General features: G+C 59.8%; 8 protein-coding genes and 2 pseudogenes. 6 read left to right on the top strand and 4 right to left on the bottom strand.

Annotated elements, in window-relative coordinates; all coding sequences use genetic code 11:
• Positions 1-594: pseudogene (locus tag QT222_RS15070) on the bottom strand (iron transporter); the annotation flags it as partial.
• 166 nt (positions 595-760) lie between these two features.
• Between QT222_RS15070 and QT222_RS15065 the strand changes: the two are divergent.
• On the top strand, positions 761-2404 hold the full coding sequence (locus QT222_RS15065) for a PAS domain S-box protein (RefSeq protein WP_491477641.1): 1644 nt from the start codon (positions 761-763) through the stop codon (positions 2402-2404).
• Between the two features lie 87 nt (positions 2405-2491).
• On the opposite strand, the gene QT222_RS15060 is transcribed toward QT222_RS15065, so the two are convergent.
• Positions 2492-2911 (bottom strand): VOC family protein, encoded by a 420-nt coding sequence (locus QT222_RS15060; RefSeq protein ID WP_049917567.1) that lies wholly within the window; start codon positions 2909-2911, stop codon positions 2492-2494.
• A 154-nt stretch (positions 2912-3065) separates the two neighbouring features.
• On the opposite strand from QT222_RS15060, the gene QT222_RS15055 reads away from it, so the two are divergent.
• On the top strand, positions 3066-3434 hold the full coding sequence (locus tag QT222_RS15055) for a DUF7964 domain-containing protein (RefSeq protein WP_491477640.1): 369 nt from the start codon (positions 3066-3068) through the stop codon (positions 3432-3434).
• A 221-nt stretch (positions 3435-3655) separates the two neighbouring features.
• Here the strand turns inward: QT222_RS15055 and QT222_RS15050 are convergent, their stop codons facing one another.
• Together QT222_RS15050 and QT222_RS15045 are read right to left on the bottom strand one after the other, a co-directional pair.
• Positions 3656-5551 carry a DUF7289 family protein gene (locus QT222_RS15050; protein ID WP_491477639.1) on the bottom strand — a complete coding sequence of 632 codons (1896 nt, stop codon included), beginning with the start codon at positions 5549-5551 and terminating at the stop codon, positions 3656-3658.
• 90 nt (positions 5552-5641) lie between these two features.
• Positions 5642-6100, bottom strand: a complete 459-nt coding sequence (locus tag QT222_RS15045; protein ID WP_491477638.1) for a type IV pilin domain-containing protein — start codon at positions 6098-6100, stop codon at positions 5642-5644.
• A 492-nt stretch (positions 6101-6592) separates the two neighbouring features.
• Here QT222_RS15045 and QT222_RS15040 point away from each other — a divergent pair, with 492 nt between their 5' ends.
• The 4 genes and pseudogenes from QT222_RS15040 to QT222_RS15025 form a co-directional block, all read left to right on the top strand.
• The gene (locus QT222_RS15040; protein WP_004060855.1) at positions 6593-7216 is read left to right on the top strand and encodes an RAD55 family ATPase; all 624 of its coding nucleotides are present in this window, start codon (positions 6593-6595) and stop codon (positions 7214-7216) included.
• A gap of 262 nt (positions 7217-7478) precedes the next feature.
• Complete coding sequence (locus QT222_RS15035) at positions 7479-10274, top strand: type II/IV secretion system ATPase subunit (protein WP_491477637.1); 2796 nt, start codon at positions 7479-7481, stop codon at positions 10272-10274.
• Positions 10271-10612 (top strand): annotated as a pseudogene (locus QT222_RS15030) (P1/P2 acidic ribosomal protein); the annotation flags it as partial. The gene QT222_RS15035 and the pseudogene QT222_RS15030, both read left to right, overlap by 4 nt.
• Before the next feature lie 108 nt (positions 10613-10720).
• Positions 10721-12052, top strand: a 1332-nt coding sequence (locus QT222_RS15025) for a type II secretion system F family protein (protein ID WP_491477636.1), incomplete at its 3' end; no start/stop codon positions are given.

Below are 12052 nucleotides of genomic sequence, written 5' to 3'. Positions count from 1 at the left end.
GTCGTAGAGTTTGTCGGTGTTGAACGAGAACTCGAAGGAAGCCGTCTCGGCCGATTCGAACTGGTCGGCGAACGCCCCCGTCGTGTGGAGAGATTTCGAGACGGTGCCGATGTGGACTCGGGCCTCGTAGTCGCCTTGGCCGTCGAGAACGTAGTTCGAGCCGTAGTGCATGCCCATCTGCTGCGAGAGCATCGGATAGGCGAGTTCCTCGGTCACGAAGTCGCCGTCACGGAGGACTTCGATTGTGAGGCCCGCATCAATCGGCAGGACGGTTCCCGTCTCCTTGTCCCACAGCGATGCCATGAGGTGCAGCGAGTCGTCGGCTTCGACGACAGTTTTCTGTAGTTCCGTCCCAGCGACGGTCCAAAAGCGGTGCGGGTAGGAGTAGGTGAGCGCCACGCCGAAGGGGCCGGTGGTCGTCTTCCCGTACATCTTCATCCCTTCGGTGATTGCAGGGAGGTACACCGCATCGGGTCGGTCCTCGACGAGCGGGGGGTCGCGCCACGCGGACTGTTGTTCGAACCCACCGAGACACCCTGCGGTCGCGGTGAGTGCACCAATTCCGAGCGTCTTAATGGCGTCTCGTCGTCTCATGTGGGGTGTCGCCCCGCGCGTGTCGCCGAGGCGTTTCATGCTCGCTAACGGTCGAGTGGCAATGTCGGTTGCGCTTCAGCACCGGCTTTCGAGATGTGGATAGCTGACTCCTCGGAAGGTCAAATTGGACACCATATTTAAATACATAGTTCGAAACGGTTGGGGTATGAATAATTCACCGCTCGATAGCCTGGATGCCCGAGCTATCGCCCTCGCGTATCTGGTCTTCGGGGTGGTCGGGATGTTGGGCGGTGAGCTGTTTCTCTTTCTCGTCTTCGGTACTCCGCTGGCGCCGATGGAGACACTGCAGAAAGGACTGTTTTTCATCGGTATCTCGAGCGTGCTCGTGGGCATCCTCGCCGCCTGGAAGGACCGACAAATCGAACGGCAACAAGCGTCGGTCCAGTCCTCGTTGAACCAACTAAAGAGCGTCCTCGACGCGTCTCCAGTCGCGATACTCGCTGTTACACCCGACGGGCGGGTCACTCGCTGGAACGAGGCCGCCTCGGAGACGTTCGGGTGGAAGAGACACGAAGTCGTGGGCGAGTTACTGCCCATTATCGCTGACGACCGGCGAGAGGAGGTCGAAGCGCTTCTTCAGCAGTCTATCGAGGAAGGAGGACTCTCGAATCATCCGGTCGAGCGTCGGCGAAAGGATGGAGAGAAACGAGAGTTCCTTCTTTCGACAGCGTTGGTTCGTGATGCCGATGGTGAAGTGACAGAGATTGTCGGCGTCTTCGTCGACATCACGGAACAAAAGCGCAGAGAACACCGCCTTCGGGAGTTCGAGATGGCTGTCGAACAGGCAGGACACGCAATCTGTCTCACCCAACCGGATGGAGAAATCACGTACGTCAACCCGGCATTCGAGCACATCACGGGGTACAATCGAGAAGAGGCGACCGGGAAGACGCCGTCGATACTCAAGTCAGGAGAGATGGATGATTCGTACTACGACACGCTTTGGGAGACCATCAAATCGGGTTCGACGTGGCAAGAGAAAATCGTCGACCAACGGAAGAACGGTGAGTTCTACACGGCGAGTCAAACCATCGCACCGATAGCGAAGGATGGTGAAATCCTCGGCTACGTCGCAATCCAGTCGGATATCACCGAGTCGAAGTTGATTCGACAACGTCTGGGTGTGTTAAACCGGATGTTGCGTCATAACCTCCGAAACAGGGTGAACGTCGTCGAAGGGTACGCCGAGATGATTCGCACTAATGCAGCCGACGAGGAACTCGTCAGTGCGGCAGACAACATCCTCAAGGCGTCGGGCGAGTTGGTCACGCTCGCCGACAAAGCCCAGACAGTGACGGACCTCCTCGAAGCGGACGAGGCCGCCCGAAGCATACGCGACATCGTCGATACGAGCGTCAGTCGGGCCGAATCACGCTACCCCGATGCGACGGTCGAGCTGAATATCGAGCCGGACTGCGCAGCACAGGTCGACAACCGCATCGGCGTCGCCATCGACGAACTGGTGGCGAACGCACTCGAACACGGTGGAGAAACCGTCCGCATCGACGTGTCTCTGAGCTCCAGCGACGAAGCGAAACTCGTTATTCGGGTGAGCGACGACGGACCGGGACTCCCCGAATCGGAGTGGAACGTCATCCAACGAGGCGAAGAAACCCCACTCAAACACGGAACGGGAATGGGTCTGTGGCTCGTCCACTGGATAGTCACGAAAGCGGGCGGGAGTATGCAGTTAGACTCGACAAACCTCGGAGGCGCGTCGGTCGTGCTCGAACTTCCCGTCGGTGTTGCGGATGACACGAAGCGTTCGGAGCGTCAATCCGGACATTGAGACGGGCTGCCGTGACGGTGAAGTGACACAGTCACGGCCATATTTCGCCAGTCTATAGTCGGTGTTTCCCGCAGTACTCTTCCCCACTCAGGCTTCGAGGAGTTCGATGGGGTTTCCTTCCGGGTCGCGGACGAACACGATTCGTGTTCCACTCGCTGTCGTCCGTGGCTCGCTGAGCGTCTCGACATCCGGCGGGAAGTCGTCGACGACGGCGTCTACGTCATCGACCGAGAAGCCGAGGTGGGTCGCACCGGGTTGGTTCAGGACCGGTTTCGGTCGGTCGTCACCGACAGGGTCGTACTCGACGAGTTCGACGCGAACGTCGCCACCGTCGAGGTGAGCGAATCGCCCCGTTGCATCGGCAACGTCGACCGCTGTGGAAAACGCCTCACCGCTCACCTCGAATCGGTCGATAACCGATAGCCCGAGGATGTCGCGGTAGAACTCGACCATCGATTCGAGGTCGCGAACGGTAATGCCGACGTGGTGTGCGGGAAGGGAAGTCACAGTTCGTTTGCGAGCGTAGAGAGGCAAAGTCGCTTCGTTCGAGGCGCGGGCGAATTCGCTCGAGACGGCCCAAGACCGTGTCTCATAAACCGCCTCGGCCATCCACATAAAGTACGATGGAACCGACAGGAGCGCGATGCGAGGAGGGATGGACGTGAGCGAATCGCTCGTCGAATCGCTCCCGGGGACCGCCGTTCCCGAATCGTTCGTCACCGAACTCGAATCCACGGAGGCAATCCAGCAAGCGATTGCCGTTCGGGGCTACCACATCGAGCGAGACGAGAAGACGATTCCACACGCGTACCAACTGGTCGTGAACGTCCGGGGGAAGTACATCCTCGGACTGCACCTCACGAACGGCGAGTGGCGCGTCGTCTTCGACACTCGGGAACATCCCGAACTCGCTCAAGAGGGCGCGCAAGCGGCCTACAAAGCGGTTCACGACGCGCTGTACGAGCGTGCGCCCTCGGATGCGAAAATTGACTTCGAAGCGACGCCGCAATTCTGGACTGCGCCGCAGTAGCTGACGCACCAGCAGAATTCGAGACGGCGGACGGCTCAGCGGGAATCAACTGACCGTCAAACCGGTACTTGGGACACCACCATGTCCGCAGAAAACCGGCGTCTTTGACCGCAGTATTACGTACGTACGTACAAGAGCCTCAACTTGAGAGGTATCAACGCCCGTCGAAAAATAGGATGTCCGGCCTGCGCGCCAGCGTGCACCGGAGCGGCAGTCGAATACTACGCGCTTCTGATGTGGGTGCGGTGGACGGCGACGTGCATATATTCGAGTTCGGAGAGCGGTGACCCATCCGTCAGCGTGTCTTCGAGGCCGCGGTCGTAGTGGATAGCGCCGTACTGCCCGACGGTCAGGTTCCCGGTCATGACGAGACCGTAGACGTTGGCCTGTTTGACGTAGACGTACCCCGGTCCGTCCGGTCCCGCCGGGGCGAAGATGACGCCGTCAAAGCTCGCTCTGTGGCTGTTCGAGCCGGCGACGGTCGCCCTGAAGTCCCGAGGTGCGAAGAGGACGAGACGGTTCGCATCCTCGCCGGGGACGTGAACGTCGGATTTCTTCCCGACGTGGAGATTTACGTCTCTGGAGCCCAGCCCGGTCGGGTTGACTGTCGTCTCGTTCTGACTCTGGACGACGAGGTGGACAGTGCCGTTACCGACGACCGTGAGGTTCCCCGACTCCAGTTTGGCCCAGTCGCGGACGACGATTCGGACGTCCCCCTCCGTAGTGTTCAATATGAGCGTCTCGTCGTCGAGACTCATGTTGTGGAGGTAGTAGTCTCCCGTCCCGATTTCTGCCGGTGAGTTCGAAATCGAGAGTTCGTTGTTCGTGATGTGTGGTGTCTCGTCGTTATCGGCGTCGGTTCGGACCCGTTCGCCGTACGCTTCGACGAAGTCGTCGATAGGCGGGACCGAGTCGACGCCGTCGATTCGAGTGACGTTCCCGTCTATCTTCGTCTTCTCCGTGGCGTCGGGTTCGGGTTCTTTGGTCCACTCGACGTCCCCGCTTATGTTCGAGTTACCATCCAGATCGACGACACCGCCGGATGCGACGTCCCCGTCGATGAGCGCGTCACCGGACGTAAAGACGTTGCCAGCGGACCGAATCGACCCGTTGGCCGAATTTGTCGACGCGTAGTCACCCTGCGAGGAGTCGTAGCTGTCTATGTACGCGCCGGTACCCTCGACAGACAACTCGCCCGTGTCGGAGGTGGCGATGATACCCACGTCGAACTTGCGGATGTCCGGGAGCGCGAAGAACGTCACTGTCACCTGCTCGGCGGAGTGGTTGTACGTCACGACGCCCCTCGTATTCTCCTCGAAGTACTGACCCCACGCCTCGTAGTAGTCGCTCTGGACGGTCACGTTGGTTGTCCCACTTTCGAGCTTGTTGGTCAGGCCCCGACTCGAGTCCGGGAATTTCCGCACCGACGTCCCGTTCTTCGTGATGTGCACGCGGTCGGTCAACCCCGAATCGCCGTCAACAGAGACGATGGGGAGGGTCAGCGTGCCGTCGTTGTAGTGGAACTCCGGTCGCGAGAGCATGGCCGACCCTTCACCGTCCGAGCGCCAGACGCCGCCGCCCTGATACGCGACGGTCGTCTCGTCGCGCTGGTAGAAGACGGTCCCGAGCGAGGTGTTCGTCACCTCGGTCTCGTTGCCATCCGCCGGATGGTTGGTAACGCGTATCCATCCCTCGTCGTTGCTGTATGCGTGCCCGACGTTATCTACGAACCCGAGGTCCACCTGTTGGGAGGATGCGTCGCCGAGAGCCACGCGACTCGTGCGCGTGTCAAGCTGCTCGAATCCGCGCTCCGCCTGCGAGGTGGCAACGGTTCCCTCCTGCTCGCTAACGGCCGCCGCGCCGAAGATAACGAGCATGGTTCCCGCGAGGACGATGATGCCGATGAGCAGTGCGATGCCCATGACCTCCGATTGCGCCCGGTCGTCGCGCCGGTTGGTGCTCCTGCGGCTTCCTCCTCGACGGTTTCCCTTCTGGTCGCCTCCTCCACCGGACGGCGGTGGCACCGTAGCCCGAATCTGGTACCGCCGCTCTTCGGTCGTCGCGTCCGTATCTGTCTCTGTATCGAAAACTCGTCGTTTGAGTACGTTAAGAATCATAATGATGGTGAAGGCTGGCCCGGGTCCGCTGTGTCGCGGATGGCCGGCCGAAAGACCGCACGAGGTTGTTAGTTCAGTTCGATACCGTCGTTATTCGACCGTGTACTCGGCGAGTTGGACGACTCGGTCGCTGCTCGGGTCTTCCCAGGAGATGGTGATCCGGTTGTCAGTGGTCGCAGTGGCAATATTCTGCTCCTCGTCACCGGTCGTGAACTTAGTCGTCGACCAGTTGTAATTCTGATCCGCGCCGTTGACTTTCACTACGAGGTTACTGGTCTCGATATTGTCTCCACCCTGGTGATAGAGGTCGATATTCGTCCCATCGTCTTTGAATTCGAGACTGGCTTGTGGTGCATCCGAGCTTCCGGCGTTCACACCGAGGGCGACGAAGCCGACGACGCCAGCGAGGATGACTGTCATTGCGATTAGTAGTGCGACACCGAGGACGGGTGATACCGCCCGTTCGTCCGTTTGGAACAGTTCGAGTAGTTTCATTGTTCGTTCCTGTTGGTACACCGCGAGTGGCCGGACGCGGACGACAGCTCGCATCGGAAGTCCCGGGACGGGCGAGTGTGACTCGCCCGACGACTACTGCCCGCCGTCCGCGTCTGGACGACTGGCGTACCCCCCCAGCCAGCTTCTGACTGCTGTCGTAACGTTCGGCACATGGGTGCAGTTGACACGATGCGCGATACCTGCATTGTAATTAGATCTATAATTCTCGAAAAACTGGTATCCAAGATGAACTGAGATTCTTCTGGGCCTGCCTAACGGGCTTCACGGCAAGTTCCACAACCCGTTTAACGGAGGCTAACCGGTATCTAACCCGCAAGTACGGTAATCGCCGTCGATATCCACTGAGCGAGCGTTTCAGTCCCCCAGTTTATCGGTCGAACAGTTCTGTCCGGGGTTCGTACCAACAATCTGACTGGTGGAATCTGACGTGTAACAATATGACCACCTGTCGAAGGTCCGATCACGCATGAGACACAATACTCGAAGCGGTCAGCGTGTCCTGCAGTCCGCGGAGGCGGTCGGTCGATGACCGCGCTCGAAACTGGCATCGAACTCCTCGACAGGGAGTTGAACGGTGGAATCCCCGCTGGAAGCATCACTGCCGTGTTGGCACCGCCGGCTAGCCAGTCCGAACTGCTACTGTACGAACTCGCGTCAGCCCGCCCGACGCTGTATCTCACCACCATCCGTACTGCCGATGACGTCCGAGATGTCATGGCGACGTTGGGGCTGGGGGGCGACAATGTCGATGTCGTTCCGATGGAAAACACTGCGCCGGACGAATATCTCCTCGAACTGGTCGCAGAACTCCCCAGTTCCTCGACGCTCATCGTCGACCCCACAGAGCCGTTCGAGCAACTCCCACCAACCCAATACTGGGACTTCTTGAACGAACTTCGCGACGGTCTCGACGACGCGAACTCCATCGGTTTCTTCCACTGCCTGGACGGTCAGCACGTCCCGCCCCGGCGTGACGTCACCGAGTACGTCGCCGACACGGTGTTCAAGCTCTCGACCGAACGACGCGGGGATAGCGTCGAGAACACACTCATGGTCCCGAAATTCCGCGGTGGACACGCGCTTGAAGACATCATTAAACTCACTCTAACGACCAGCGTGGACGTCGACGTCAGCCGAAATATCGTCTGAGGGCGATGGCTGACGCCATTGCGTCCGAATCTTCGTTCAGCTTCCCGACCTTCATTCAGTGATTCCATATAGTCGGTTAATGTGACTATTACAATCCAGATACAGGTTCCAGAACTGATAGACACGCCGAGACGACACGGAGCTGGCGACCGCCCGTCTCGGAGTGTGGTGAGAGAACTATGAACATTGAGATACGGACACGGTCCGGCAGGGGAGATTCGGTCATAGAGGACCGCTTCCGCCGGAGAGAACAGAACGAGTTATGGGAGCCGCACAGCGGCGAGGGGGTGGAAGTGTGAGCGACGCGAGCAAGGGCCATGCCCGATGGACCGACGGCCGAGAGGACACGCCGGTGACAGTCGGCGAATACACCTGGGCAGACCTCATGCGCGAACACGGATACGACGCCGCTCGTGCATACCGCGACGTCGAAAAGAACGGGTCGTCGAACGGTGGATTGTTCGGACTCGGTTCCCGAAAACGGAAGGGAACCCCGTCGTCGCCCGACTGGGATGCGGTCGAGTTCGACCCGGGCGAGTGGCTTGGGTTTCACCCAGACAGTTTCCCCGACCGAATCGAGACGGCCGCAGGGCGTGCAAAGGCGCTTTACCGCCGATTCGAGCGATGGCTCGGAGACGCGCCGGTCGTCAAAGACAGGTACACGTGGGAGCACTTCAAGAGGGAGTACTACTACTCCGAAGACGGCTCTCTCCCGCGCGAAGGGGGAGAGGTGGTGCCGTTCCGTCCCGAGGAGTATCTCGGATTCGACCCGGACGATATCGGTGACCGTCTCCACGACGCGGCAGACGCCGCTCGGGACTTGCGAGCAGTCGTCGACAAGCGGACGGTCAACGTCAACCCCGAATTCGACGAGGACGAGTTCTTCTCGACCGTCGAGGGGCACACGACCCTCGCCAATCGCTACGACCTCGAGAAATCGGTTCCGATGGACAAGAAGGGCCACTTCTTCGAAATCGAACGCTACTGGGTCGACAAGCCCTACGCCTTCGTCATTCTCTTCCATTCTCTGCGAGAGAACGAGAAGAAATACTACCTGGTGTCGCCGTACCAAAACGAGATAGAGCGGTCGCTGATGGAGTTCCTCTCGAAGAAACTCCGCACCGCCATCAAGTACTCCGACGACGACGTCATCGTCCGCGGGTCCGAGGAAGAACGACGGAGCGTCCTCGAACGCGAAACGCACCGACTCCTGAACCGCTATGACCTGTACGCAGGTGAGGTGTCCGGGCTGACGAACCCGCTCAGGCGTATCAATGGGTTGCTGAGTCTCCTCAACGGAGAGGATGAAACGCCGGGCGACGCCATGCAGGGCCAGCTCGACGGAATTTCGGCACGACCGGAACCTGTCGTTCTCGCGGAGGACCCCGATACCCTAACCGAATACCAGGTCCAGAAACTCCTGTACCTGCTCAATCGGGACTTCCTCGGGTACGAGCGAATCGACGGCATCAAACACGACATCAACGTCGAAGACATCTCCTGTGACGGGTACAACTCGCCCATCTTCGTCTACCATACGGACTACGAACAGCTCATCACGAACATCGAACACGGCGAGAAGGAGCTCGACGACTTCGTCGTCAAACTCGCCCAGCGGTCCGGCAAAGGCATCAGCCAACGACGGCCACAGGTGGACGCAACGCTCCCCGACGGGTCGCGTGCGCAACTCACACTCGGAAAGGCCGTCTCCGACCACGGGACGAACTACACCATTCGACAGTTCAAGGACGTCCCCTTCACGCCGGTCGACCTCATCAACTGGAAGACGTTCTCGCTGGAGCAGATGGCGTTCCTGTGGCTCTGCATCGAGAACCACCGCTCGCTCATCTTCGCAGGCGGCACGGCATCGGGGAAGACAACCTCGCTCAACGCCGTCTCGCTTTTCATCCCCAACAACACGAAAATCGTGTCCATCGAGGACACTCGTGAAGTTGAACTCCCCCAACGAAACTGGGTTGCCTCCGTCACTCGTCCCGCGTTCGGGACCAGCGACAGAGGTGACATCGACGAGTTCGACTTGCTGGAGGCGGCGCTTCGACAGCGCCCAGACTACATCGTTATGGGGGAGGTCCGCGGTGAAGAAGGTCGGACACTCTTCCAGGTGATGAGTACCGGGCACACGACGCTGACGACGTTCCACGCCGACAACGTCAGCGAGGTGCTGAAGCGGTTCACCACCGACCCAATCAACGTCTCGAAGACGCTGTTCACGTCGCTCGACCTCGTCTCGGTGCAGACCCAGACACGCATCCAGGGTCGGAAGATTCGGCGGAACAAGACGCTCACCGAAATCAACCACTACGACCCCGAGAACGACGAAATCAACGTTCAGGACGTCTATCAGTGGGACGCCGAGGACGACGAGTTCCGGCCGATGGGGAAGTCGAACACGCTTCGAAAGATACAGTTCGACCGTGGCTGGGACAAAGAGACGCTCGAACGGAAACTCTTCGAGCGAGAGGTCGTCCTCGCGTACCTCGTCGTGAACGGTTTCAACGAGTACACGCAGGTCGCCGCGACGCTACAGGGGTTCCTCAACGACCCAGACACCATCCTGACGCTGATTGCGAACGACCGCCTCGAAGACCACCTCGGGGAACTCCGGAAGATGGAGAGCGTCGTCATCGACGTCGACCCGGAGAAGGAGGAACTCGTCCCCCGACCCGACCCCGGTAGCGAGACGTACCAACGAGCGAAGGCCATCCTCGAACGGGCCGACGAAGAACTGTTCTCCGAGTATCGTGGCCATGCCTCGAAATCGCTCGCGACGGTCCTCTCGGATATCGCCGAGACGGAGAACATCGTCGCTGAACCCGGACAACGAGAGCGCCTTCAGGACATGTTCTACGGCGCGACGCTGCTGCAGTCGGACGACGTAGCGCCTGACGACGCGGAGTCGCCCGTGTCCGAAGCGAGTAACGGCGAGGTCCGGGCGGTCGGTGACGGCGGAACGACCGACACAGGCGGCGAGACACAACCAGACGAACCGACAGACGACGAACGAAGCGGAGACGAATCAACGAACCAAGAACCATGAAGTACACGTATGCAACGCTACTGCTGGACGAGACGGGCGCAGAGATCAACGAAGACAACCTGACCGCGGTACTGGAGGCCGCCGGTGCCGAATCATCAACCTCCCGAATAAAGGCACTCGTTGCGGCACTCGAAGACGTCGATATCGGCGAGTACGCGGCCGCAGCTCCCGAAGACGACAGTCCCAGAGCCGAGCCAGCAGAGGCCGCTGAGACTGGGGAGACAGCAGAGGCCGCGGAGCCGGAAGCAGACGAGTCAGATCAGGGCTTCGATATCGTCGAAGGGACCGCCCCCGACCTACCGGCGGCGGTCGACGACGAGGCGACTACCGATGGTGGGGCCAGGGTTGACGACGGGACGACGCCAAACGGTGAGACGACGCCACCTACGGACGCCGAACCGTCGAGTCACGACGAACCCACCGAAGGTAGGTAAGAGGAGGACCAGATGAGCCTTGGTTTCGCAGAAGGCGGCTACGCCGGTCGAAGATTGGAGGTGATCGGAGACATCTTCTATCCTCTCTATCGGCGACTATTCAGTGAAGACAGCGGATTCGCCGCCGACGTACAGCGAAAGCTGGGCGAGGCGCGGATGCCGTACAACGTGGAGATGTACCTCTCGGTTGCGCTTGCGGTCGGAACAGCGTCGGGGTTCGCTCTCTGGTTCGCCGGGTTAACCCTCGGGTACATCCTGTTCGTCAGTCAAGCGATTGCCGTCGGGCCGTTACTCGGAATCCCCGTCCCGAATGAGACCGTCCTCGCCATTATCGAGGCCGCCCGCGTTCCGCTTTTGGTATTCGGGACCGGATTGGTGTTCGGTCTCGTGGGCTTCGGTATCGGCTTCGGAACTGCTATCGTGCTGCCGTATCTGCGGGCCAGCAGCCGTCGCCGCGAGATAAACATGCTTCTCCCGGATGCGGTGTCGTTCATGTACGCACTCTCCATCGGGGGGATGAACCAACTCGAGATATTCGAGGCGATAGCGGAAGCGGACGACACGTACGGCGAGGTGGCCCAAGAGTTCAAGACGATTCTGCTGGAGACGGAGTATTTCGACACTGACTATCGTTCCGCGATACGCCAGCAGGCGTTCGAGACACCGAGCGACGAGCTGAGTCAGTTTCTGACCGATATGCTCTCGGTCATCGACAGCGGCGGCGACATGACGCGCTTCCTCGACGACAAGAAGACGCTACACTTCCGGACTGCCAAACAGGAACAGGAGACCACGCTCGAAACACTTGAGCTATTCGCGGAGGTGTTCGTCACCCTCTCGCTTTTCCCCTTGCTCCTCATCATCGTCCTCATCGTCCTGAGCATGCTCGGGCAGGGCCAGGAGTTAGTCCTCTTCGTCACTGTGTACGTGCTTATCCCACTCTTCGGTGGGATTTTCGTCGTTATCATGTCGACCGTCATGCATGACGACCCCGGCGACGGTGTACTGGAGATGAGCAAGGACGACCGCACCGTTGAAGATGAGTCCAGTCGCGGCTTATTCAACCGTGGCCTCGTCGAGCAGTTCACCGGACGATATAGCATCTTCGACCGAATCAAGCGCCGAGAGGGGAGCTTCGACACGCTCAACATCCTCAAGCGTCCAGACCTGTTCTTCCGGGACAACCCGACGTACACGCTCGCGCTCACGGTTCCGGCCGCGGTAGTGCTGGTGACTGTGGCCGTCGCGACGGGCGCGGTGCCAACGACGTGGGACGGTCTCGTCGCCAACCCGGTCTGGGGAACGTTTAACTACATGTCCCTCCCGATGTTCCTACTCGGCATC

The organism is Haloferax sp. s1, assembly GCF_058382125.1.
The sequence above is the reverse complement of the archived record's forward strand: the minus strand, read 5'-3'. Positions and strand labels throughout refer to the sequence as shown.

Excerpts from the sequence above, each read along its gene's own strand:
- QT222_RS15045 (WP_491477638.1), bottom strand. The coding sequence starts at position 6,100 with ATGCGAGCTGTCGTCCGCGTCCGGCCACTCGCGGTGTACCAACAGGAA.
- QT222_RS15035 (WP_491477637.1), top strand. The coding sequence starts at position 7,479 with ATGGGAGCCGCACAGCGGCGAGGGGGTGGAAGTGTGAGCGACGCGAGC.
- QT222_RS15050 (WP_491477639.1), bottom strand. The coding sequence starts at position 5,551 with ATGATTCTTAACGTACTCAAACGACGAGTTTTCGATACAGAGACAGAT.
- QT222_RS15040 (WP_004060855.1), top strand. The coding sequence starts at position 6,593 with ATGACCGCGCTCGAAACTGGCATCGAACTCCTCGACAGGGAGTTGAAC.
- QT222_RS15065 (WP_491477641.1), top strand. The coding sequence starts at position 761 with ATGAATAATTCACCGCTCGATAGCCTGGATGCCCGAGCTATCGCCCTC.